A 25,741-nucleotide genomic window follows, 5' to 3' on the forward strand; every position below is an offset into this window, starting at 1 on the left:
AATACTAACAATGAGTAAAAAACGTCAAGCCTATAACTGCCTTTAAAAAATCAATTTCTATTTTTGTGACATCTCAAGAATAAGCTCAACCTCTCCCTTACTAAGCTTGGTAGCCCGGGCTATTGCATCCACTTCCCACCCTTGTCTGGCAAGCCTTATTACAGCATCCCTTTCTGACATAGCAGGGGCACCTCTATCTTTTCTTCCTTTCTCTTCCGCATCAAGTAAAGTACCCAGCAGTTTTACCTGCTCCTCCGCCCTTCTGGAAATCTCCTCCAACCTAGTTTCCGTGCGAGCAAGCCATTCTCTTGCCTGCTGTAGTCTGTCAGCTCTGCCCTCCATCTCAAGCAATATGGAATCAAGCTGATTTAGCTTCTCTACAGCATCCCTTATGGCCCCCTGTTCCTTATCTATAAGTCCTATCTGTTCTTTAATCTCAGCAATCATGGCAGGCATCTCTTCCAATCTGTCTCTAAATCCTTCTACTGTTTCTTCTATTTCCTGAATCATTCTAAAATTCTTATCAACCATACTTGTGGTTGTCTCAAGAATCTCCTGCTTTTTAAGCAACCTTTCAAAGTCCCTGTCCACAACTGACTGAGTCTCTTCTATATTCCTAAGACGTGCCTGTATGCTCTGCAGCTTATCACTGCTATCCGTAATCTGCTGCAGCTTAAGCTCAACAGCCTGGGAAAGTCCCAGAAGCTTCTTAAAATCATCCTCTAATCTGTCTATTCTTTTTCTCTCGTTAATAAAGCGATTGAGTCTTGCAGAAACATCTTCACCCTGTTTCTTTACCTGCTGAAACTGAAGCTCAAGATTCCTTGTTTCCTTTGCATGAGACTCTACTCTTGCAATCTCTTCTTTAAGAGAAATAATACTTTTCTCAAGATTTTCCTTGAGCCTATCTGCCCTATCAAACACCCTTGTCTGTTCAATAAAATCTTTCTGCTTTTTTTCTATCTCTGCTATTACAGAAGATATCCGGTTGCCATCCTCTTCCAGTTTTGCAAACAATCTCTGCTGCATAGCAGTAAATTGACTCCTTACTTCAACTATAGATTGTTTAAACTCCCTTGTATTGCTTTCTATATCATTGTCAACAGTCTCTTTGTGCTTATCAAGGCTATCTTCCATCGCAGCATAGCGTGCAGAAAAGGCATCCAGAGCCTCAGAAGCCATGCTCTCAAGCCTTTCTTCCAACGAATCCATATCAGCCTTTATCTGAGACAGTTTTTCACTCAGCTGTTCCCTGTATTTGGCTGCATTATCTATTATAGTGGTTTTCTCCGCTGCAAACTCCTCTTTTATAACATCGATATTCTCAGAAAGTTCTGAGCGAAGCATAGACAACTGTCCGTTGACATCGTTTCTCGTAGTAGCAAATATATTCTCTATTTCAGACTGCCATCTGGAAACATCCTGCCTGGATGCAGCCATAAGTTTCTCAACAGTTGTCTCATGCTCGGTAACATGAGCCATTATACTATCAACCCTTGCAAAAACATCTTTTTTCTGAGCTGCAAGGTTTTCTTCCATATATAGCCTGTAAGAAGAAAGCTCCTGTTGCATTTCAGTCTTGGCATTTTCCTTTATACTGGAAAGCTGTTCAGAAATAGCATTCTGAAAAACTTTTATAGTACTTTCCTGACCATCCAATCTTTCTCTTATAACATGTTCAAACTGATCAACCTGTTCCTGAAAGTGATTGAGCCTGGAAAACACGGAAGCCTTGAGCTGTTCCAGCCCTGTTTTAAGCTCCTCAGTATATGACTGCTCCAATCTGACTCTGGCTTCTTCTTCCTGGGTGGAAATACCGGACAACTTATCAGCAAGCTCTATTTCTCTAGTTTCTATATTACCTCTTAGGCTCTCGGTTCTCTTCTCTAGCTCTTCCATAAGACCGGACTCAAAATCCTTGATGCCATCGGATATTCTATCGTATGCCTCTTTTTTGAGAAGGTCGATCTGCTCTCTTAGCTCTGCAAGATGCCCTTCTATCGCCTGCATCTGGGACTCTAGCTCTTCTCTACTGGAGTTCTGCTCATCTCTCAAAAGCTGATAAAAGTTTTGATACTCCTGTCTTATATTTGCCTTGGTATCCTCAAGAGCATCTTTTAAACTTTCTTCAAGAGAGTCTATATCAGAGCTTATATTCTCTATACGCTCAAGCCTATAGACAAAATCCCTGTTGTACTCGTTTAATCTGGCATCAAGAGAAACCAATGTGGAGTCCTCAAACTCATTAGCTCTGTTCTCAACAATAGAATACAACTCTTTCTGCTTATCCGTAATAGACTGCCGAAAATCTTCAAAATCCTTCTCAAGGCCTGCTTTGGTATCTGCTAGCATGGATTGGAGCAATACCGAAGCCTTCTCTATCTTATCCGCAAGCTCAGACTCCCTCGCAGAAAGCTCAGACAACCTGTTGGCAAGAGATTTTTCTGCCCTACCAAGCTTATCCTGCTGCGTAGCATAGAAATCATCCAGTCTAGAATCAATATCCAACAATCTGGTTTTCATATCCTGCTCTGCCTCTACAAGAGAGGAACCCATTGCAGCAACCTTGGAAGAAAGCTCTTCTGCAAGACGAGAAGAAGCAGAATCAAGACTTTGTTTGAGCTCTTCAAGAGAGGCTTTTCCTTCTCGTCTCATATTGGAGAACTCTCTCTCAAGCTCAGCCCTAAAAGACTCAAGCCTCTCAGAAAAAGCATCACTCACAATACTCAACTCTGAGTTTTGACGTTCTTCCAGTTCCTGCAGTCTGTTTTCTAGAGATTCAAGACGCGTGCCTACAGCATGCTCTGCAGAAGAAAGAAGTCCGGATATTCTCTCCTGAGCAGACTCATAATCCGCAAAAAGCTGTCCAATCTTATCAGAAAAATCATTCTTAACAGAAGATATCCTATTCTCAAGCTCGGAAGTAAAATCAGATACATAAGAAGAAAGCCTGTCTGTCTCCCCTGAGAAAAACCCGGATAATTTCTCTATTCTCTCATTAGCAGAAAGATTTTCCTGCTCCAGAAGAGTTTCTATAGAAGAAAAGCGCTTGTTTACAAGCTCATAGAAAACATTCTCTTTCTCGTCAAGAGTAGCTTTGACATCAGACAACAGCTTTTCCCCCTCCTGCTCAGAAAAAGCCTCCACAGCAGCAAGCTTTTCTCTGACATCTGCCAAGATACGCTCCTGCTCCTTTTCTGCGAGCTCTTTTGCCTCCTGCATCCTTGTGGAAAGGCTTTCCATCTCAGCAGCAAAACGCTTGTCAAAATCCTCCAGTATGCTGCTCTGCTGTCTCTGCATATTCTCTGCCTGCTCTGACAAGGCACCAATCCTGGACTCAAGAGATGCAGTATACTCATCCATACCACTTGTCCAGGAATCAACTCTATTCTTAAGCTCGTAGAATATACTTTCCAGATTGGAGCGAGACTGCTCCATACTGTTTCTCAAGGCATCTAACCTTGCCTCTATATCCTCTCTAAGAGCACTTGTTTGCGCCTCAACATCCCTGTTTATTCTGACAAGAACATCGTCAACATTTCGCCTTGCGGTCTCCTCAAGAGAAGCAATCTTATCCGCAATATTCTGCTCCACCCCATATAACCCTGACTCAAGCTGCTCTGACTTTTCATCTATAAGCTTCCTTGCCTCCATAAAGTCAGAATCCAGAGAAGAAGCAAAATCTTCAAAATTGCGCTTTAACTCTTCCTCTCTATCCCTAAGCTCGGAAAAAAGCTGCTCAACAGAAGATGCAAGGCTGACTCGCTCCTGCTCCAACTGGGAACCAAGCTCATCCATCTTACCCTTTAACAAAGCTCTGGAATCAGCTTCCCATAGTCCCACATCAGAATTGAGCCTCTCAATCCTCTCATGGATAAGACCCTTTATCTTCTCAAGCTCCTTATCCGTCACATCTATGGACTTGGACAGAGAAGAAAGCAATACCTTCTCTCTCTGAGAAATCTTTTCTGCCAGCTTATTAAATCCCTCTGTTTCAAGAGAAGAAGCCTTCTCAGCAAGCTCACCAAGAGAAGCCCTGTATCCATCAAGCACTGACTGACAGCGCTCTCTAAAAGCCCCGACAGCCTGCTCAAGCTCGTTCTTCTCTCTCTCTCTCAGAGCCTCAACCTGTTTTACAACCTCAAAAAGCCCTTCCTGAAGCTGCTCTGTCTCGGAAGACATACCAGCAAGAACATCTTCTCCTTTTTTCTCAAGCGCCTCAGAAAGCTCCTGAAAGCGAGTTTTTAAAATCTGTTGCGCTTCTACCCCCATTTTGAGGGCAAGCTCTTCAGAAGAAGCAATTTTGTCGGAAAGAGCCTGCTCCCTATTCTCAAGCTCGCTCATAGCAGAAAGAACAGCAGAAAGCTTTTCCTCTGTCTTCTCCGTAAGAGAAGCCTGCACCTTCTCAAGCTGCTCCTGATTGATGCGGGAAAACTTTTTTGACAGCACGGGAAAAGCCTTCTCGATCTTCTCTATCTCAGCATAAGCGGCACGTATACGCTTACCCACCCTGTCAACAAACTCTGACTCATTCTTGATTCTGCTTATATTCTCTTCAGCCCTGCCTGTCATCTCAACAAGCTCAGCAAGAACAGAATCATATTCCTCTATCCTCTTCTTTAATTCGCCGACATCATTATTTTTTTCTCTTATCTCATCCAGTTTCTCTTCCAGATAAGCAATAAGGTCCTTTACAGAATTCTGATGAGTCTGTATCTCTATCGCAATACGATTAAAATCCTCCAGTTTATCCTCAAGCACAGCATCGAGATCCGAGCGCGTCTTATCAGCGTATCTTCTAACCTTATCCAGAGTCTTGCTATTTCTATCCGTTACTCTAAAAATATAAAGGCCAAGCCCAACGAGCAGCAGAATAATAATATCGGCAAAATCAAACATATCCCCTCCCTTTTGATAATCAAGTCCCCTTCCGCTCTCTTATCCACTCAAGCAGAGCAGGATAAGAAGAAAAAGAAAAATCTGCCACAGAGCCGGAAGGAGGTCTCTTGGTAAGATGGGCAGACCTCAACCCTGCATTATGTGCTCCTATTATATCATAAGAATAGCTATTTCCAACATATAAAATAGAAGAAGGCTCACAATCCAGCCTTTTTGCAAGCTCCATAAAAGGCTCCGGGTTAGGCTTGAGATACCCCGTATCCTCCGTACAAAAAGCAGTATCCCACAAATCATCAAGCCCCAAAAACCCCAGCTTGGCAAGAACAGGAAAATCCGACATGACAGCAAGCTTATAGCCATCCTCTCTCAAAGCAACAAGCACATCCTTAAGAAAAGGATAAGTCCTAAGCCGTTTGAGAGACTGCTCCCATGCCTGATAAATTTTCTTTTCTATGAGCTCATCAGCCCTCTCTGGCGGTACCCCCATCCTCTTTGCAAGCAAATCCCTCTGAAGAGTCTTAAAATCATCAACAGGTCTCACCTTTCTTATCTCCTTTCTGACCTCATTAAAACAATAGACCAGATAAGGATGTCTGAAGGCAAACCCCACGGACAAAAGATACATTCTGTAGTTGGGATAAAGAGTACCGTCAAGATCAAATGCAACAGCTTTAATATCCATGAACCCTCACATAAATCCGTTTAAAAGCTATAATAAGGACAGAAACAGTAAAATGCAAGTATATACCTCCAAAGTACAAAAATGATACCGAACGTCGGGACTGCGCTGCACAAAGGACAAAAGAAAGAAAAGCGCAGTCCCTCCTGCCTGCGGCATACATGAGGCAAACAGACTTTTATATACCATTTTTATTCTGCCGGGAGGCAGCACGGACCGGCTAGCGGGCCGTGCGTTCGGTATTGGGAGACTATAAAATTTTTACTGATGTTACTTTACAAGATAAAAAAAGCGACCCGCTCGTATGGCAAGGTCGCATTCTGATAAAGGACAAAAAATCAGGAGGCAATATAACTTTCTAGAGTCTTTGCAAACCCGGATTCCTGCATCTTTTTGAGAGCCTTTTTCTCTATCTGTCTTATTCTTTCTTTGGTAAGATTATATATATCGCCAATCTCCTTTAGAGACATTGGATGCCGGCCATTGAGACCAAACCTATATCTTATAATATCAGCTTCTTTCTCAGTCAAAGTTTCAAGAAGCCTGTCTATATCGTTCTTAAGAGACTGCTCCACAACAACTTCTTCAGGCGGCCTGGAAGCATCATCGCTAAGATAATCTCCCAGCATGGTAGAGTCTTTATCCTCATATACAGGCGTATCAAGTGACACATAGTCGCGAGAAATATTGATAAGATTGGCAACATGGGACTCATCATAATCAAGAGTCTCTGCCACTCGGCTTATCTCATCAGACTCACCGCCCTGAGAATTGATAATCTTTCTTGCCTTTTCTATCTGTACAAGCTCGTTGGCCCTGTTAAGAGGAAGTCTTATCATGCGTGATTTTTCGCTTATGGCTTTGAGAATAGCCTGCCTTATCCACCATACTGCATAGGAAATAAAATGATATCCCTTATCAGGATCAAATCTTTCTATTGCATTAAGCAGACCTATATTGCCTTCGCTTATAAGATCTGACAGGGGAAGTCCCTGGTTCTGATATTTTTTAGCAACATTGACAACAAATCGCAAATTGGCAGTAACAAGTTTCTGCTTAGCTTCCTCATCACCATTGACAGCAAGACGAGCATAATAATCTTCTTCTTCTCTTGTAAGAAGAGGAATCTTGTTGATTTCCTTAAGATACATTGAGAGAGTATTTTCATCAGATGTTTTAACATCAGCTATCTTTCTTTTTTTCTTTATAGTTTTTACAGCCATTGAAGCCTCCTGCCTATTATTAGCAACAAGCATGCCAATAACAAAACAGAAAAGCTTATATAAATAATTGTTTATGAAACAATACTTTATACTATAGACAAAAAAACATAAAAGGACATTCCAACTATTAAAAAATCATAAGGTGTATCATTTTGCACTATCGCAGAAAAAACCAGCAAAACATGTGTCAAAATTACCCAACAGGCCAGTCTTCTATGTTGTTTTTGCTCCCACAGCACAGCCTATATGGAAGTCCGCTCCCACAGGAGCATTTTATATTCTCCGAGGCAGAGTCAAAGAAAGAGACAAAGGCTCTGGTTTTCTGCATGTAATCAACCGCGACAAAAGGGAAAACAATCTCAACAGAATAAAAAAGCCTTATTTTCTCTTCTCTTCTAAGAGAGAGAACATGGGGATATGTTCTGAGAAAGTCTTTCCAATATTCGGAGATGAGCTCAAAAATCATATCCCTCTCTGCATTGGAAGTGTAATGCTTACAAGTCTTGGAAGAAAGATATTTTTCCTGCTGTATGGAAAAAAACAAATTCCTATCCGACTGAAACGAAGAAACATCAGTACTGCCATGAGCTGCATATCTTATCCGCAAGGCAAGATAAGGCTGCCGTTCTATTTTGCAGGAGAGAGTCCACACACGCAAGGACTGTTTTTTGAGTCCCAAAGACCATAGGATATTGCCAGTAAACTTTAATACTCGTGCAAGACGTTTGTCTTCCGCAGGACAAATAGATATATATCTCTTAAATATTCTCAATGCACGTTCTTTATCGTGTCTCGCAAGAGCCCTTATGGCATTATTGTACAACCTGTTTAACTCGCCCATCACTCATAAAGTAGCCAAAGAATGCTGATAAGGCAAGCGTATTTCTACTAACTTATTTTCCTCAATTTTTATGCCTGAGTATATTAGCACAAGCACCCCGCAGAAAGGGGGAATGCCGTAAGGCAGTCCCCCGTTCGGTTTATTTTATTGTTACATTTAAAAGCATGAATATAGCCGACATAATGCTTAAAAAGACAGGCAAAGCATAGCGTTCTTGTGACAATCTTTTTTTATAAAACTTTATTGACGATAAAAAACGATAATCGTATATTTTCTATAACCATATAGCTGTCATTTATCTCACAATTACACTACCTATAAGTTAGGTATATCTATGTAGGAGGATTTATTATGAAGGTAAAACCACTAGGTGACAGAATTCTTGTAAAAATCGAGATGGGCGAGACAAAAACAGCTGGAGGAATATATATTCCTCAGACTGCCCAGGAAAAAACCCAGATGGGTACTGTTGTTGCAGTAGGCGACGACAAGGACGCAATAAAAGTAAAAGTAGATGACAAGGTTCTTTATGACAAGTATGCAGGAACCAACATCAAAATCGACGGAGAGGAATACCTCATCCTCGGCATGAATGACGTACTTGGTATAGTAGAAGACTAAGAGTTTTGTTTTTATACCGAACAGGCTGCCGCTTTGCTGGCAGCCTTTTTTTATCCGTACAAAAAACCCTCCACCTCCGATATAACAGCCTCAGAGCTTGCTACAAACTGTCTTGCGGGAGGCACTGAGTCAAGAAAAAGCCGCCCGTAGGGTTTTGTGATGCAGCGTACGTCTGTTACCAGAACAACACCTCTGTCAGAAGAGCGCCTCATAAGTCTGCCAAAACCCTGCTTAAAGCGCATGACAGCCTCCGGAAGCTGTCTTAAGGCAAAGGCTCTCTTTCCATGTTTGTTGAGATAGGATATTCTCGCCTCTGTTATGGGATGAGAGGGCACACGAAACGGCAGTCTGCTTAAGACAACAAGTTTGAGTGCATCACCAGGAACATCGACACCTTCCCAAAAGCTCTCAGTACCAAACAAGACACTGGCAGGCATGTCCTTAAAGCGGTTAAGAAGTCTGCTCCTCTCGTCCTCCCCCTGACGGAAGGATACGATTTCATGCTTTCTCAAGAAGGGTGCAACCTGTTCGTAGACAGTGGATAAGAGAGAATAAGATGTAAAGAGTATCAGTGCGTGCCCCTCCGATACAATAAGGAGTTCTCTCAGAAAAGAAGACAGAGCATCACAATAATCAGGGCTGTCCGGCATGGGTAGGTCAGAGGGAACAGCCAGCAAGACGTTCTCTTCATAGCAGAAGGGAGAAGGAAATACTGCCTCAGATATGTGCCTTAGACTCTCTATGCCAATAAGCCCTGCAGAACGCTTCCAGAAGGAAAAATCGTTTTTTACGGTAAGCGTGGCACTGGTAAAAACGATTGTATCACAGGTCTCATAGAGGGCTTCTTTCATATACTTGCCTGGATTTATGGGACTTATGATGAGCCTTACAGTATGACCGCCTCTAGAAAGAGAGATTTTCTCCGCCCAGTAGACCATATCTTCCATATCCCTGTCTCTAAAGGCCTGACAAAATCTGGCAGCGTCTCCGATTCGGTTTACAAGCATCAGGGCTTCCTGCACAACAGGAAGTTCCTTTAAAGTGTCATCAAGAGTTCGCATATAAGAGTCAAAAATAGAGACAAGGTGCAGAACTTCTTCTTGCAGCTTTGCAAGGCTTGCCATCTGAGCATCATAACCGGAGGAGTCTTTTATAGACAGTGTATAGCTGTCAGAAAGTGCAGCAAGCCATACTACCTGCACAGTATCAAGAGCTGCGCTTATGCTAGCCGCAGATGCCTGAAGCTCATCTGCCTCAGAAGATGGCCCTAGCTCTTTGGTAAGTCGCATGAGTGCACCTGTTTTCCTGCCTTTTTTTATGGAAAAAAAACGTCTAAGAAGTCTCCATAAGCTCTCGGGAAGAAGGCTCATAGAAAAAAAGGATGTGGCGCTGTTCTCCAGATTATGAGCCTCATCAAAAATAAGCCTGTGAAAAGACGGAAGCACACCGCTTCCTTCAAATCCTCTGCCATCAAGTCGTATACTAAGGTCGGAAAAAAGCAGATGATGATTAACCACGAGTATTCCGGATGAGGCTGCTTCTTTTCTTACCCTGAGAACATGGCATCTTTCTCTGTCAGGACAGCGTATTCCCATACAGGTTTCTGTCTCGGAGCATACTCTGCTCCATAGCTCAGGCTCAACAAAAAAGGGTATATCCACTTTGTCGCCGGTAGGAGTATTATCCGCCCACTCGGCTATTTCCTTGACCTTATCCATATCCGTAAAAAGCTCAGAGTCTCCATCGGTAAGCAGCTCTGCAAGACGTCTTCTGCACAGATAGTTTTGCCGGCCCTTTACAAGGCATACTTTTATATCCGAGCCAAGCATCTTTTTTACAAGAGGGATATCTTTTTCTATAAGCTGCTGCTGCAGATTAATGGTTGCCGTACTTATTACAACTCTTTCTTGATTTTCTTCTGCCCATTTTATTGCCGGGATTATGTAAGCATACGATTTTCCTATACCTGTCCCTGCTTCTGCTATGAGAATCTCGCTCTCATTAAAACTCTTTGCTATTTTTTTGAGAAGATCTACCTGTTTTTCCCTGTACTCGTATGTTTCCATACCGGAGAAGGCTCCTCCGGGCTCAAGAAATGCGGCGAGCTTATCCACTGATATCGGACTTATCTCTTTATGGATTATTGGCTCTGTTACCACATACACAAAGCGTACGCTGTTATCCACTATAAAGAAGCCTATACCATCATCACCTACGTAGTTTGCAAAAGATAAGTCGGCTTTACTTGGAGCCAGAACCCCGCTTGGATGGTTATGTATAACAACATCCGCTCCATCAAAGTGCTTTATAAGTGCCGGTGCACTTTCTACATCTCCCCTTGAGACAATCTTTATATCCTCTATTATGCCGTCTTTCCCAAGGAATCCTGCCGCAACAACTTCGTTGCCCATTGCATCGGATATTGCAGCTCTCAGTTTTTCACATGCTGCCCTGGACAGCTTCTTTTCCACATCCATATGGCCACAGTAAGAATCATGTCACCGCTTGTCAACAGTCCATTAAAAAGCTAACATGTATTTATGGTAGTATTAAAATTTGGCGGTACATCGGTACAAAATGCAGAAAGAATGGACGCTGTTCTGTCCATAGTAGAGAATAACCTCAAAAATAGAGCGGTACTTGTTTCTTCTGCTACGGCAAAGACTACAGACAGACTAATCCAAGCGGCACGTGCTGCGGCACGCGGGGATGATGAGAATTATCAGAGCATTTTAAACGTGATAATAACTCATCACTATGAGATTGCTCATGCGTTCTTAAGCAAAGATTATCTGGATAAAGCAACGGATACGCTGCAAAAACTTTTTTCCGAGCTTGCTGATATTCTCAAGTCCCTCTGTGAAGAAAGGCATATGAGCAAAAAGGACTTGGACTATATCCAGTCTTTTGGAGAGAGAATGTCAACCTTTCTGCTCTACTACCGTGCACTTGAGAGAGGTATGGATGCCTTTCTTGCTGACAGTAGGGAGTACATAAAAACAGATGACAACTACGGAGCTGCACAGGTAGACTATCAAACAACAGAGAGGCTTCTCTCTTCCTTTATAAAAAAGAATAATAATAAACTTATAATCATGCAGGGCTTTATTGCCTCTGCAGTCGACGGCACCACTACGACTCTTGGCAGAGGAGGGTCAGACTTTAGTGCTGCCATAATTGGGGCTGCAATAGGTGCGGATGAGATTCAGATATGGACCGATGTCCATGGAATTATGAGTGCCGATCCCAGAGTAGTGGACAATCCAAGGCCTATTCCTGCCATGAGCTACCAGGAAGCAGCTGAGCTTGCTTACTTTGGTGCCAAGGTCGTACACCCTTCTACCATACAGCCTGCTGTTGAAAAAGGGATTCCTGTTCTTGTAAAGAATACAATGGCACCAGAAAAGCCTGGAACCACGATAACAAGCAAAAGCCCTTCCAAGGGGCTCAAGGCGATTACAGGCAAAAAGCATATAAGCCTTATCAACATCCGCTCATACCGTATGCTCAATGCCTATGGTTTTCTCAATAAGATTTTCTCTGTTTTTGCAGAGCACAAGACACCTGTAGATTTGATTGCCACTTCTGAGGTCTCTGTGTCTCTGACAATAGATGATAATTCCAATCTGGGAGCTATTACAAAAGAGCTGTCCAGGATAGCAAAGGTTGATGTAGAAGAAGACAAGAGTATTGTCTCCCTTATAGGAGAAGATGTGTGGAAAAGCCATGAGACTATCATAAAGACCTTCTCCGCCCTCAAAGGTATAGACGTTAGGATGATAACAATGGGGTCTTCTCATATTAATCTCTCTTTTGTTGTGCACAAGGATAAGGCGGACGAGGCTGTAAGAAGACTGCACAAGACCTTTTTTTTAGACAGGTGATTGTGTGAGTGATATTTTTGAGAGGCTTTCCCGTATTCTTAGGGCCGAGCTCAACAGGTTTAAAAGCGATTTTTTCGAAACAGATGACTCAGATGCTGTCTTCCGTGAGGCTATGGAGGAGCTTGACGATTTTCTTGCAGGCAGAACATACCGCACAGAGAGGCAAAAGAACAGCACTTTCCATAAGCCCTCAATTGATCCAGAGATACAGAAGGCTTTTGATGTGCTGGGACTTTCTTACGACAGCTCTTTTCCCATGGTTAAGAAGGCTTACAGAGAGGCCATGAGGCGTTTTCACCCTGATAGGATACAGGGGGATGAAGAAGCTTTAAAAAAGGCTACAGAGGAAGCCAAAAAAATCAATCATGCTTATTCTGTTCTCAAGGATTTCTTTACAGCTAAGGGCTTGTAAAACCTTGCTTATATGCGCCGCAGGCAGGAGTACCTGCGCCGCGTTTTATATCCCGAACGCACAGACCGCTTAGGCGGTCCGTGCTGCTTCTCGGCGAGAGGACATAAGATGCTTTGCCAGTAGGGCGCAGGTACGACGTTCGGTCTTTTTTTTACTATTGCTCAAGGTTGTATTCTTCTATTTTTCTGTAAAGTGTTTTTCTGCCTATTCCTAGTATTTCTGCAGCTTTACTTTTGTTGCCATTACAATAAAGCAGAGTGCTTCTTATTATTTCTTTTTCCGCTTCTTCCATGCTTGAGCCAAGAGGGATGCGGATATAGTCCTCATGGTCACCTGCTTCTCGGATATGGGGAGGCAGGTCTTCTGCAGTAATGATGCTGTCGCGGCTCATCACTACAGCGCTTTCTATGCAGTTTCTAAGCTCCCTTATGTTGCCAGGCCAGGAGTAATGGTGAAGTATCATACGGGCTTTCTGGTCAATGCCGTTTATGGTTTTGTTGTTCTCGTGGGCAAGTTCTTTAAGAAAAGCTGCTGCAAGAAGTGGGATATCTTCTTTTCTGTCTCGCAGAGGAGGGAGCTGTACGTGAACAACGTTGAGGCGGTAGTACAGATCTTCTCTAAAATTACCATTCTCCACCTCCGCTTTTAAATCCTTGTTGGTGGCAGCTATTATTCTCACGTCCACTTCCAGTGTGCGTTCTCCGCCGACTCTCTCAAACTTTTTTTCCTGCAGTACACGCAGGAGTTTTACCTGAACGGCAGGGCTTATCTCACCTATCTCGTCAAGAAAGAGTGTACCACCGTGAGCAAGCTCAAAACGACCGCGTTTTGCAGAAACTGCTCCGGTAAAAGCACCCTTCTCATGGCCAAACAATTCGCTCTCAAGCAGTGTTTCTGCAAGTGCTGCACAGTGAACTTTTATCAACGGCTTGTCCCTTCTGTCGGAGAAGTAGTGGATTGCATCGGCTATTTTTTCCTTACCAACTCCGCTTTCTCCGGTTATGAGAACAGAGGCTTTTGTCGGTGCAACCTGCTCTATCACCTCAAAGATATGCTTCATCTTGGGACTTTTTCCTATGATAAGGCCAAAGCGCTTGTCCTTTTCGAGTTCTCTCTGCAGTATCTTTTGCTGCAGAATCATTTCTCGCGTAGAGAGAGCACGCTTTACAAGCAACCCCAACCTGTCCAAATCAGGCGGCTTTGTAAGAAAATCAAAGGCGCCATCGCGCATTGCCTGCACAGCGGATTCCACAGTACCATGTCCCGTGAGTATTATTACCGGCACTGTGGAGTAATTGTCTTTAATATGCTTAAGTAGTTCTTCTCCACTTATCTTTGGCATTCTAAGGTCAGCGATTACGAGATCGATCTCTTCTTCTGCCAGTAAATTCTTTGCTTCTTGTCCGTCTTCTGCAAGAATAACCTGGTATCCTTCCATCTTGAGGAATGAGCCAAGCCCTTCGCGTATGTTTTTTTCATCATCTGCAATAAGTATCGTAAATATCATTATTATCTCCTGTGCCTACTTTATCCTTGGTGCAGTCTTTTTAGGGCTGTTTTGCAATTGCTCCAGCAGTGCCCATTTTTCTGCTTATCATACATGCTGCAAACAACCTGCGCCCCAGCTTGTAAAGGCAGAGAAAAAGCCTGTGAATAACAGCCCTAATAGGCTCAGCCCGGGCTGTTCTCTCCCTTCCAGCTTATCATCTTGAGAGCTTCTGGCGGAAGCGGTAGAAGGAAAACAAAGCTTGTTCCCTTTCCCTGTTCGGAACTAAGCTCTATATCTCCGCCATGTTCCCGTATTATCTTATATACTATCGTAAGCCCAAGCCCCGTACCTGTATCCTTTGTCGTAAAATAAGGCTCAAAAATCTTTTCTTTTAAATCATCGGGTATACCCTGCCCGCTATCATCAAAGGCTACCATAGCCCTATTATCCTTGATACCAGTTCTTATAGTAATTTCCCCGCCCTCAGGCATAGCCTGTATTGCGTTCTCTATTATATTGAGCATTGCCTGCTTCATATATCTTCCGTCTATATTAAGAGGCGGAAGACCAAGATATTTTCTTGTCACAATTATTTTTTTCTCTTTTAACTCCGGCCTTACAAGCTTAAGAAGCTCTTCTATAAGGTCTTCTATATTGGTAGAGCTAAGCTCCAAATTTATGGGACGCACTGCAAACAAAAAATCGACAACAATTCTATTGAGCCTTTCTGTCTCTTCCTTCATAACAGACAAAAAAGGCTTCATCTCCTCATAACTAAGTTGCCCCTTGTTATTGGCAGACTTTTCAAGCAGCTGCACATGTATGCTTATAGCACCCAGAGGATTCTTTATCTCATGAGCAACACTGGCTGCAAGAGTAGTAAGAGAAGCAAGATTCTCCGCCCGCCTCAGTCTCATCTGCTCAGCTCTTCTCTCCGTGATATCCTCGAGCAGGATAAGATTACCCCTTATCCTGCCCTTGCGTACCAAAGGCACCACATCCAGCCTAAACCTCCTATGTACAGCACCAAGCATGAGAGTAAACTCCTTACCTCTCACAGTTTCCTCATTATCCACGGCACTGACTACAACATCCCTTATCTGCTTATCCTTTATTGCAGAAGCAAGATTACACTCCTCAGCATCGCTGCATACCAATCCCAATTTTTGAGCAAGCCTGCTGGAGAATATTAGATTTCCCTTTTTATCAGCTACTATAACAGCCTCAGGCATAGAATGCAAAACATCCTCAAAAAGCTCATACTCATCGCTAAGGTCTTCAAAAACCCGCCTAAGCTGAACCCCATCCAGCTTATCCAACTTGGCAATTGCTCTCTCAAGAAAAGGCCTCATCCGCGACACCCCTCAAAAGCCAAGACAGCAGCCTCTATAGCAGAAACCGGAGAAATATTAAGCTCAGAAACACTCATATTCATATCTCGCATAACCTGTGACAACAAATCCAGCCTCCACGGTTCAAGAGAAGACAACTCTTTTCTCAGAAGTTCAAGAACAAGCTCAAACCACACAGACCAGTCATCCTTGGGCACCTCAATACCAGAATAATCAACAGAAGCATCTCCTCTAACAGCCGCTACAAAAGCCTTAGCCTTATCCACAAGACCATCCTCTTGGATACCCATAAAAGACAAAAAGAACTCCGCAAGATGAGAATAGCCATTATCCACCTTAAAAACACGCCTAAGCACAGAAGTCATATCTTCCTCGCTTCTATCAAAAAGTACATACGGCCTTACACGCGACAAAATAGTAGGAATAATACCCGAACGCTTTCTAGAAAGAAGAATAAAATAGCAAGAAGAAGGCGGCTCCTCCAAAACCTTAAGAAGAGCATTCCTTGCAGCCTCATTGAGATAATCCGCATTCTCAATAATCACAACATGAGGAACAGAAGCCGTAGAGTGATGAACCAAAGACACAATACGCCTTATCACAGACGCAGGAACACCATCAGACGGAAGAGAAGAGGACAAAGTCTGACAATTCTTAACAATCTTATTACCAGCCTTCTGCAACTTATCCGACATAACATCCGGAAGCTCAGAAGAACTCACAGGGAAAAAAGCTTCCAGCGACTCGGAAACAGACGCAACAGCAGAAGAAACATCCCTGATACGAGACTCCTCATCCTCCCACAAAAAAGGCTCAAATCTCTTAAGCAACTTTCTCACAGAACGAATAAAAAGGTACAAAGGCCCCAGAGAACAATCCCTATTAAGAGTATCCCAGGCAGCCCTTATCTCGCGCATAAAATCCTTTCTCCCCACAACAACCGTTCTAGGCTCCATAAGAAACCTCTGTCTATTGCAAGAAGAACAAGAACACGACCACGCACCCTCTCTTTGACAGGAAAGCACACGTGCAATCTCAAGAGCAAGAGTGAGCTTACCACTATAAGCAGGACCGACAATCAAAGAAGACGCCGGAAAGGACGATGAGGCAATATCACGCATAAGCTGAGACACAACATCGCGATGGCCGATAATATTCTCAAACATCCTGCCTCCTGCCTAACGTATAACCTTACTCGCAGAATCAATCAACAAAGACAAATCCGGTAAAACAGGAGAAATCAACTTATAAAAAAAAGACACCTCAAGAGCTCTGGAAAAATCCACAAACTGCTGCCCTGCAAGAATCATGATAAGCACGGCAACAACAATAACACCCTTGATAATCCCCAAGAAAAACCCCAATGCCTTATCAAGACTCTCGAGGTTAACTTTTTCTATAAACTTATCAAGAACATTCTCCACAAGCTTAACCACAGCATAAACAAGAATAAAAAGAGAAAGAAAACCCAAAACAGGACTCCACACAGACACACCTAAAAGCTCATCATAAAACCCAGCAACATAACTACCCCATATCGCCCCAACAGCAAGACCTCCACCCACAGCAATCACAGAAAAAAGCCCATGTATAAACCCCTTAATCAAGCCCTGCACAACAAACAAAACAATCACAGCAACAAAAACATAATCAAGAGCAGACATAAAAACCTCCTGCAATAACAATATAATAAAACACACCCCCAAAAAAAACTACAAAAAATAAACCGAACGGCCTTACCGCAGCAAGCTGCGGACGGCCTTTCTAAGAATGCTGTACACAAGAAACAATCACATCCGCAATAGCAGAAGCAGCATCAGGCCTGGAAAAAGAAGCAATCCTCTCGGACAACAAAGACCTTTCGGAAGGAGAAGAAACGAGACGCATCACAGCAGAAAAAAGGCTATCAGGATTGGCATCATCACCCGCGAGCACAACAGCAGCATGATTCCCAGCAAGATAAGAAGCATTGCGCACCTGGTCTCCTCTGCTGCCATACTCCTTACCAAGAGGAATAAAAACACAAGCCTTACCAAGAGCAGCAAACTCCGCGACAGCACCCGCACCCGCACGAGAAACCACAACATCAGCACGCGCAAGAACATGTGCAAGCTCATAAGACATAAACTCAACACAATGATACCCCTCATATACAGGAGCCTCATCAGCAAAAGCCCCTGCCTGATGAATCACCTGCACATGCTCAAGAAGCCTGGGCAAAACAGCCCACACAAGCTCATTAACCTGCCTTGCTCCAGAACTCCCCCCAAGCACAAGAACAAGAGGCCGATCATCCAAAGGAAAAAACTCTCCCGCCCTCTCAGCAGAACCATCAAGAACAGAAGCTCTTATAGGATTACCCGTAGCAACACACCTATCCCTAAACTCGGGAGCAAAAAAAGAAACAGTCTCCTCATACGTAAGCAAAATCTTCCTTGCAAAACGACAAGTAATCCTCGTAGCAAGCCCCGGATCAAAATCCGACTCATGAATAACAACAGGAATACCAAGAACCTTAGCAGCAACGACGGGAGGAACAGCAACATACCCCCCCTTAGAAAAAAGCACATCCGGCCTCAACCTAAGAAGAATAAAAAAAGATTGCAAAAAACCTATAAAAACCTTAAAAACATCCAGCACATTACACAAAGAAAAATACCTTCTCAACTTACCGCTGAACACACCATAAAAAACAATCCCCGCATCCTCCACCCACCCCCTCTCGGGACCAGAAGAAGAACCAATCCAAAAAGCCTCAAGCCCATCAACCCTTTTTTCAAGCTCAGAATGAACAGCAACAGCAGGAAAAACATGCCCTCCCGTACCACCACCAGTATAAACAATACGCATAAGCACCTCACTTGACGCATAAAAACAAGTTCAATAAACTCAAGCATAACATGAAAGCAAAAAAAACTGCAATTCTAAGCCTTACAATCCTCCTTTTGACAACCAACATCCACAGCCAGCAAATACAAGAAAAATATCCAAAACTACCCTTTATGCTAAACACAGAAGAAAAAAAACAGCTAGAACAGACCGGACAATTTACAAAATACTTTGACAACACACCCATTATCATCTATACAGGAGAATACTACAAAGAAATACAACAACAGATAAACAAACTCAAACCCACAATAGGCGTGGAAACCATATTCATAATCCCCATGACAGAAAAACTGAGAGCAGAAAAGAACACACAACTTGCAATATACAACATAACACACAAAATAAGCAGCATGAGCGGCATAGAATATTACTCCGCAAGCAGAAAAAAAATGCGAATAATGTTCAAAGAAGCCTACATAATAGACAACCAAAAAAACAAAAACAAACAACCTGACCCAGAATATAACAAAATCCCTCAAACAGACAGCATATTAATCTATCAGGACGACTCTAGCTTTGGCAAAAACATATACAGCATAGACTACATACAAAAAAACACCACACTCATCCTCAGCATGATAAACCGTGACAAACTAGCATACATGGGCTGGATACCCCTAGTAGACCCGGGCAACATAAGCATAAACCTCATCATAATCCCCCGGGAAGAATACATAATCTTCTACGGCATCTGCAGCGTAAAAACAATAAGCTTCTTTGGCATAGAAAAACGCTACGACAGCTTCTACAACCGCATAGTAGCGCTAAAAAACTGGTTTACCACCCAGATACAATAACCCACACTATCCGGCAAAAAACACACCGAACGCATAAAACAGCTGCGCTGTTTTATGCTGCCTTCGGCAATAAAAAAGAAAATCAAAACATCTCAAAAAAAAAACTTATCATAGAAAAATAAAAAAAACAGTGCTATAATATAATAAGCAAAAATAATTCTCTCCAAATATGCAACAAAAACATTCAACAAGGTAAAAAACTAAAAATCAGGAAAAAACCCATGAGAACCCAAAAACAAACATTACTTGCAATCCTACTTATAACAGCAACCTTCTCTATTACAGCACTTGATGTCAGCATAACACCACCTCAAGTAGACACCACAGCACTCAGCACAACCATCCCTGGAATTGACTCAACATCAATAGCCAACATAGAAACAGCTACCAACAATCAACTCAACAACCTTGGGACATTTGAGTCTGAACTCAAAACACTCTTTCAGGCATATGAAGATAAGACAATTGGGACAGGATTTTCCAATGCAGGCGTCTTTGCAACAAGCGGAGTTACAACACAAAGAGCACTCACTGACATAAGCTTTATCGCAGTAAGTGCGGGAACAATGGTTGGCGCCCAAATACCCTCGTCAGGATTTCCAACAAGTGCCACAGACTATATCAACAAACTATCCGAGGGAGAAAGTTCCCTTATGGGACTAGCTTGGCAACTTGCAGCCTTAGAAGCAAGCCTCAACTCTGGCTTTCTGCTCAAGGGACTCACCCTGGGAACCAAGCTGACTGCCATGCAGGCAAGTATAAACACAGACTCCACGGACATAAAATATTCCAGTTGGATTGCAGGCGCAACAGCACGTTATCAACTGATACCAAGCCTCAATCTCATCGCCATAAAATGGACAGGAATCAATCTAGGAAGCGGACTCATTTTCTCTGGACAAACCTACAACATAAAACCCAAGCTGGACACAATAGACGGAGGGACATTTTCAGGAACAGTAGACCTAAGCGGCTCCAACATGGGTATAGCTAACCTCTCAGGCACAATGAGCATAAATCCTGATATTACAATAAACATAGATAGCTTCCAGACAATAATACCCCTGGAAGTCATAACAGGAATAAAACTACTTGGCATAGTACAGCTAAGCGGAGGCGCAGGAGCAGATATCGCAATAGGCAAAACAGACCTCAGTCTAAAAGATAACAGCACCATAACAGTATCGCCATCAATAGCCGGGACATCCCCCACTCCGTACAGCTACAACATTCCTGTTACACCGGGAAATATAGAAGTCAACTCTTCCACACAAAATACCGCACCAACACTGTTTATGCCCAAAATGATGCTAGATCTCATGCTTTCCATAGGGCCAATATACATGGATATACCCGCAACTCTATATTTCAACCAGGGAATGGGTGGAAATCTTGGAATAACAATTGGTATTTTATTATAGATTTTTTAAATAACAGTAAAAAGCGGACAAACAGTCCGCTTTTTTTTAATAAAACCATCAAAAAATTATAAAAATACAGTATACAAAAACTAAAAAAACACCTCTTATTATTGAATCCACAGTAAAAACCGTCATAAAACTTGAAAAAAACATTGATATATGCCATTGTAATAACAAATAAAAATACTATGGAGGAAAACCTCAAATGGTAATAATGACTCTCAATTGCGGAAGCTCTTCCGTAAAATACCAGATTTACGATTGGGACAATAAGACACGCCTTGCAAGCGGCGTAGTAGAAAGAGTAACACAAAAAGGCTCTGCAATAGAGCACGAAGCAAAAGGAAAACCGGAGTACAAAAAAGAACACGACTGCCCGGACCACAAAGAAGCAATAAAGCTCATAATGGAAGCAATCCTTGACCCAGAGTACGGTGCAATAAAAGACCCCTCAGAAATCAAGGCAGTAGGACACAGAGTGGTACATGGCGGAGAAAAATTTGCAAGCTCCGTTATAATAACAGACGAGGTCATTAAGGGATTCAAAGAAATAGCACACCTTGCCCCCCTGCACAACCCTGCAAACATACAGGGAATAGAAGCAGCCAAGGACATACTCCCAGATGTACCTCACTGTGCCATAATGGACACAGCATGGCACCAGACAATGCCAGCAAGCTCCTATATCTATGCACTCCCATATGAGTGGTACACCAAGTACGGAGTAAGAAGATACGGATTTCACGGAACATCTTTTCTTTACACATCTAGGAGAGCTGCAGTACTTCTTGGCAAAAAACCCTCCGAGGCAAACCTCATAATAGCCCACATAGGCAACGGAGCAAGCATCAATGCTGTAAAGAACGGCTGCTCATACGACACATCCATGGGGCTCACTCCCCTGGAAGGCCTTGTTATGGGAACAAGAAGCGGAGATATAGATCCGGCAATCCCCTTTTATATGATGAACCAGACAGGAATGAGCCCAGCAGAAATGGAAACAGCTCTTAACAAAAAAAGCGGAGTACTTGGAATCACAAGCAAGTGGGTTGACAGAAGAGATGTGGAAATAGCAGCAGAAAAAGGTGACCAACAAGCAATCCTTTGCCAAAAAATAGAAGCGTACAGAATAAGAAAATATGTGGGAGCCTATATGGCAGCATTAGGCAGAGTGGATGCAATAGTATTTACGGCAGGAGTAGGAGAAAAGGGACCCATAACAAGACAAATGGCTCTAGAAGGATTGGAAAACCTTGGGATAAAGCTAGATCCAGAGAGAAACAAAGCATCCATGACAAGAAATGCGGAGACTATAATCTCCACAGATGATTCACCTGTAAAAGTATTTGTAATACCAACTGATGAAGAAATGGTTATGACAGAAGACACTTATGCCCTTCTTAACAACACATATGATGTTCACACCAATTTTACATATTCCTTTGAGTCGCCTGACTATGTAAACAAAGACAGACTGGAAAAACTTCCAAAAGATCTCAAAAAGTGGCAGGGACTGGACAAGATAATTCTCAACAAAAAATAAATATCCAACAAACAAGCGGGCTGCCTCTCTGGCAGCCCTGATTTATATAGACCAAGTAAAAAACTCAAATAAACTATTCTATCAAAGTTGCTTTTGCTACCTTATCCCTCATATCCTTTCCTGCAAGAAGCCTTATAAGCTCCAGAGCAAACGCATCTGCCGTACCTACACCTCTGCTGGTTACAATGTTTCCATCAATAACAACAGGCTCTGTAACAAAAATACCATCGGTAACATCCTTTTCATTTCCCGGATAACAGGTAAACCTCTTGCCCTTGAGAACCCCTGCTTTACCCAGCACAACAGCAGGAGATGCACATATAGCAGCAACAATCTTATCCTGTGCAATACAGGCTTTTATCCATGCAGTGACATCAGAAGAAGCAGCAAGATTGCTCGCTCCTGGCATACCCCCGGGCAAAATAAGCGCATCCGCATCACCTGGTACAAGATCCGCAAGAAGCGCATCCGCAACAAGCCTAAGACCTCTGGAAGAAACAATCTCCCAACCTGTAACACCTGCGACAGTAACAGAAACTCCGGCTCGTCTTAACAAATCTATAGGCATAACTGCCTCTACATCTTCAAAACCCTCGGCAAGACATATAACAGCTTTTTTCATACTTGGCCTCCCTCATTGTAATATAAAAATAATAAAATATAATAGACAAACAGACAAGGCAAAAAAAAAAGCCCTGCCAACGCAGGACTTACGGGAATACAAAATAATTATGCAGTGGCAGCAGCAAGCTCTTCCTGTTTTTTGCCTCTGTTAATAGAGGTATTGCACTGCTTGCAAATAGCAAGCTTCTTATCGTTGGCAGAAACCTCATAAAGCAATTTTACACCACTGCGCTTACAGATAGGGCAAGTACCTCTACCCTTCTTAGGCTGATCCAGAATTCCCTTACCTCTATGAGCCTTAGACATCTATATTTCTCCTTAGATAAACCTTAAAATTAAGTTTATACTGTTAAACAAGTGACAGTCAAGACCTCTTCACAAGCTCCTGACGCAAGAGACAAAAACACACAATACCAAACATCAGCCCAGCCCCATGAGGCAAAATACAAGAAAGGCACAGTCCATCCTATCTTAGGTATTGCAGAGCACAATATTTATTAGTCACAGCTTATTCTTAAAACAAGAGGTAGATGATCAGAAAAGCCTTCTCCGCTATGATAGTCACGCTTGAGAGGCTTACCATCTATGAGCAAACCTGATGTTATTCTTGTCATAGATATTGCGTCATAACCATTTCCATCGAAAAGTGTTCCAGAAATGAAAAAAGAATCTATCTTTTCCCATCTGCCATTATAAAAATATGAGCCATCGTCAACAGAAAAAAGCTCCCACCCAGATAAAAAATCATAACCCGACAAAGAATCCAAAAAAGCTTCTACCTTATCCTCTCTTTCGTTAAAATCTCCTGCAACAATGATATTGGCATCAGCCTTAAGCATAAGTTCTCTTACTCTTCCTGCAACAAGCCTTAGCTGGAATTCCCTTGCGGGAGCAGTTTTTTCTTCTCCGCCCAATTTGGACTTGAGATGCACAGCAAACACAAAAAACTTCTCACTCCCGTGAGAGAACGAAAACTCCACGACAGGCCTAAGATAGGGAAAATCCTCCCTGTAAAAAGCGTGTACTCTTACATAAGACAAAGGAATACGCGACAGAACTCCTACATTTGTTGCAGACTTGCCCTTGGGACAGAAGATATAGTCATATCCCATATCCGCCAAAAAAGTATCCCTCATACGCTCAAGAACAGAAATGTTTTCCACCTCCTGGAGAAGAAGTATATCTGCATCAAGCCTTTTTATAACAGAAGCAATAGAGGCAATGTTCTTATCACAAAGGCTTTCTGTCCATATCTCAGACGGCAAAAACTCTCCATACTCCGTACCATCGTGTATGGCATCAAAAAGGTTCTGCACGTTATATGTTGCCAGTGTAAACTCATCCGCATACAAAACAGAAGTACAAATACATATGATAAAAACAAATCTTTTCAAATCAATCTCCTTTTTACACTATATTACATAAGATACAGACATCTTATCGGCATATCACCAGTAAATAAAGAAACAGATACAAAAAAAGCGTGACTGCTAAGGCAGGCACGCGTTCGGTATAAAACCTTATTTAATTGACAACCTATATATCGGCTATATCCTCTCTGGCAGATATTATTCTACTTATGAGGCCGTAGTCCTTTGCTTCCCCGGCAGTCATCCAATAATCACGATCTGTATCTTTCTCCACCACCGCAATATCACGGCCGGTTTCCTCGGCAATAATCTGATTGATTCTCTCACGTGTTCTCTCAAGCTCACGGGCATGTATCTCTATATCCGTAGCAACCCCCCTTATGCCGCTTAAAGGCTGGTGAATAAGATAATGCGAGTTAGGAAGCCCTAGGCGTCTGTCCTTATTTGCTGCAAGCAAAATAAGCGCTCCCGCACTGGCTACAAGCCCCATACCTATCGTATAAACAAGAGGCTTAACAAAACGTATCATATCAAATATAGCAAACCCCGCATCGACATCACCCCCGGGAGAATCTATAAAAACCTTAACAGGCTCATCACCCATACTCTCAAGCAAAAGAAGCTGTCTTACAAACTTATCCGACTGCTCCTTATTAATCTCTCCAGTAAGAATAATAGAACGCGTCTTTAAAAAGCGCTCCATAAACATCTGCTCATTATTATTTGCTCCCTTATCATTATCTTCAAACCTCATCAAAATCTCCTTACCAATTACATAAAATTTAACTATACTGTAATATATCACTTTTAAAAAAAATGGTCGATACAAGGGGAAAAAATGAAAACAGCAACATGCACCATAATAGGCCGTCCGTCAAGTGGGAAATCCACCCTGCTCAACACACTATGCGGATACAAAGTAGCCATAACATCACCCGTACCACAGACAACACGCAACAAGATACGTGGTATACTCACAGAAGAACGCGGCCAAATAATCTTTATAGACACCCCCGGTTATCACCACTCAGAAAAAAAATTTAACAAACACCTGACAGAACTTGTAAAAAGCAGCCTTGAAGAGACAGACATGGTACTCTATCTTGTAGACAGCACAAGAGAAGCCGGAGAAGAAGAACAAGACATCATAAACATCCTCAAAACAATAAAAACCCCGGTAGTATGCGCAATAAACAAAACAGACCTGCAGGAAACAAAAAAACAAAGCCTGGAAACACTCATAAAAGCGCAGCTCAATCCACATTCACTGCACCACATATCGGCAATAACAGGCGCAGGACTGGAAAAACTAAAAACCACACTGTTTGAGCTTGCACAAGAAGGCCAGCCGCTGTACCCGGCAGAATACATCACAGACCAAGATCCACGCTTTAGAATAGCGGAAATAATAAGAGAAAAAGCAATCCTGCAAACAAAACAAGAACTCCCGCACGCCCTCTACATAGACATCCTAGACTTAGAAGAAAAGAACAACACACTTTGGGCACGAGCACAAATCTGCGTCGAAAGAGAAAGCCAGAAAGGCATAGTAGTGGGAAAAGGCGGCAATAAAATAAAACAAATAAGAACACAAGCAGAAAAAGAACTTACAGAAATATTTGAGAAACCCATAAAACTGGACATACGCGTAAAAGCAGTTCCTCGATGGAGAAGAAACGATAGCATCCTACAGA

The 25,741-nt window shown here is 42.6% G+C and carries 21 protein-coding genes; 7 read left to right on the forward strand and 14 right to left on the reverse strand.

Annotated elements, in window-relative coordinates; all coding sequences use genetic code 11:
* Positions 1-57: 57 nt before the first annotated feature.
* The 4 genes from WKV44_09750 to WKV44_09765 form a co-directional block, all read right to left on the reverse strand.
* Complete coding sequence (locus tag WKV44_09750) at positions 58-4,899, reverse strand: hypothetical protein (GenBank protein ID MEM5948822.1); 4,842 nt, start codon at positions 4,897-4,899, stop codon at positions 58-60.
* A gap of 19 nt (positions 4,900-4,918) precedes the next feature.
* Positions 4,919-5,581 (reverse strand): HAD family hydrolase, encoded by a 663-nt coding sequence (locus tag WKV44_09755; GenBank protein MEM5948823.1) that lies wholly within the window; start codon positions 5,579-5,581, stop codon positions 4,919-4,921.
* A 335-nt stretch (positions 5,582-5,916) separates the two neighbouring features.
* Positions 5,917-6,801, reverse strand: coding sequence for an RNA polymerase sigma factor RpoD/SigA (locus WKV44_09760; GenBank protein ID MEM5948824.1), 885 nt, complete (start codon positions 6,799-6,801; stop codon positions 5,917-5,919).
* 193 nt (positions 6,802-6,994) lie between these two features.
* A complete protein-coding gene (locus WKV44_09765) occupies positions 6,995-7,642 on the reverse strand; it encodes a hypothetical protein (GenBank protein MEM5948825.1) in 648 nt (215 codons plus the stop codon).
* Positions 7,643-7,993: 351 nt separating this feature from the next.
* Between WKV44_09765 and WKV44_09770 the strand changes: the two genes are divergently transcribed.
* Entirely contained in the window at positions 7,994-8,263 is a 270-nt protein-coding gene (locus WKV44_09770; protein ID MEM5948826.1) for a co-chaperone GroES, read from the forward strand.
* A gap of 50 nt (positions 8,264-8,313) precedes the next feature.
* Here WKV44_09770 and WKV44_09775 read toward each other — a convergent pair whose 3' ends face one another.
* Positions 8,314-10,740: a helicase C-terminal domain-containing protein gene (locus tag WKV44_09775; GenBank protein MEM5948827.1), complete on the reverse strand. Its 2,427-nt coding sequence runs from the start codon at positions 10,738-10,740 to the stop codon at positions 8,314-8,316.
* Positions 10,741-10,803: 63 nt separating this feature from the next.
* Here WKV44_09775 and lysC point away from each other — a divergent pair, with 63 nt between their 5' ends.
* Entirely contained in the window at positions 10,804-12,147 is a 1,344-nt protein-coding gene (gene lysC / locus WKV44_09780; protein ID MEM5948828.1) for a lysine-sensitive aspartokinase 3, read from the forward strand.
* 4 nt (positions 12,148-12,151) lie between these two features.
* Complete coding sequence (locus tag WKV44_09785; protein MEM5948829.1) at positions 12,152-12,559, forward strand: J domain-containing protein; 408 nt, start codon at positions 12,152-12,154, stop codon at positions 12,557-12,559.
* 154 nt (positions 12,560-12,713) lie between these two features.
* On the opposite strand, the gene WKV44_09790 is transcribed toward WKV44_09785, so the two are convergent.
* The 5 genes from WKV44_09790 to murG all read right to left on the reverse strand — a co-directional run bounded on the left by WKV44_09790 (position 12,714) and on the right by murG (position 18,250).
* Positions 12,714-14,066, reverse strand: coding sequence for a sigma-54 dependent transcriptional regulator (locus WKV44_09790; protein ID MEM5948830.1), 1,353 nt, complete (start codon positions 14,064-14,066; stop codon positions 12,714-12,716).
* 164 nt (positions 14,067-14,230) lie between these two features.
* Positions 14,231-15,400, reverse strand: a complete 1,170-nt coding sequence (locus WKV44_09795; protein MEM5948831.1) for an ATP-binding protein — start codon at positions 15,398-15,400, stop codon at positions 14,231-14,233.
* Positions 15,397-16,566, reverse strand: a complete 1,170-nt coding sequence (locus tag WKV44_09800) for a hypothetical protein (GenBank protein ID MEM5948832.1) — start codon at positions 16,564-16,566, stop codon at positions 15,397-15,399. Before WKV44_09800 ends, WKV44_09795 begins: the two co-directional genes overlap by 4 nt.
* Positions 16,567-16,578: 12 nt before the next feature.
* Entirely contained in the window at positions 16,579-17,064 is a 486-nt protein-coding gene (locus WKV44_09805; protein MEM5948833.1) for a CvpA family protein, read from the reverse strand.
* A 100-nt stretch (positions 17,065-17,164) separates the two neighbouring features.
* The gene (murG, locus tag WKV44_09810) at positions 17,165-18,250 is read right to left on the reverse strand and encodes an undecaprenyldiphospho-muramoylpentapeptide beta-N-acetylglucosaminyltransferase (GenBank protein ID MEM5948834.1); all 1,086 of its coding nucleotides are present in this window, start codon (positions 18,248-18,250) and stop codon (positions 17,165-17,167) included.
* A 50-nt stretch (positions 18,251-18,300) separates the two neighbouring features.
* On the opposite strand from murG, the gene WKV44_09815 reads away from it, so the two are divergent.
* From WKV44_09815 to WKV44_09825, 3 genes are all read left to right on the forward strand, one after another.
* Positions 18,301-19,089, forward strand: a complete 789-nt coding sequence (locus tag WKV44_09815) for a DUF6675 family protein (GenBank protein ID MEM5948835.1) — start codon at positions 18,301-18,303, stop codon at positions 19,087-19,089.
* 221 nt (positions 19,090-19,310) lie between these two features.
* Positions 19,311-20,510, forward strand: a complete 1,200-nt coding sequence (locus WKV44_09820; GenBank protein ID MEM5948836.1) for a hypothetical protein — start codon at positions 19,311-19,313, stop codon at positions 20,508-20,510.
* Positions 20,511-20,715: 205 nt separating this feature from the next.
* A complete protein-coding gene (locus tag WKV44_09825; protein ID MEM5948837.1) occupies positions 20,716-22,053 on the forward strand; it encodes an acetate kinase in 1,338 nt (445 codons plus the stop codon).
* A 73-nt stretch (positions 22,054-22,126) separates the two neighbouring features.
* On the opposite strand, the gene WKV44_09830 is transcribed toward WKV44_09825, so the two are convergent.
* The 4 genes from WKV44_09830 to WKV44_09845 form a co-directional block, all read right to left on the reverse strand.
* Positions 22,127-22,675: a DJ-1 family glyoxalase III gene (locus WKV44_09830; GenBank protein ID MEM5948838.1), complete on the reverse strand. Its 549-nt coding sequence runs from the start codon at positions 22,673-22,675 to the stop codon at positions 22,127-22,129.
* A 107-nt stretch (positions 22,676-22,782) separates the two neighbouring features.
* On the reverse strand, positions 22,783-22,983 hold the full coding sequence (locus tag WKV44_09835; protein MEM5948839.1) for a hypothetical protein: 201 nt from the start codon (positions 22,981-22,983) through the stop codon (positions 22,783-22,785).
* Between the two features lie 191 nt (positions 22,984-23,174).
* Positions 23,175-24,071, reverse strand: a complete 897-nt coding sequence (locus WKV44_09840) for an endonuclease/exonuclease/phosphatase family protein (protein ID MEM5948840.1) — start codon at positions 24,069-24,071, stop codon at positions 23,175-23,177.
* A 142-nt stretch (positions 24,072-24,213) separates the two neighbouring features.
* Entirely contained in the window at positions 24,214-24,801 is a 588-nt protein-coding gene (locus tag WKV44_09845) for an ATP-dependent Clp protease proteolytic subunit (GenBank protein MEM5948841.1), read from the reverse strand.
* An 84-nt stretch (positions 24,802-24,885) separates the two neighbouring features.
* On the opposite strand from WKV44_09845, the gene era reads away from it, so the two are divergent.
* Positions 24,886-25,741, forward strand: an 856-nt coding sequence (gene era / locus WKV44_09850) for a GTPase Era (GenBank protein ID MEM5948842.1), incomplete at its 3' end; no start/stop codon positions are given.

This window comes from Spirochaetia bacterium 38H-sp (assembly GCA_039023545.1).
Lineage (GTDB): Bacteria > Spirochaetota > Spirochaetia > Winmispirales > Winmispiraceae > Rarispira > Rarispira pelagica.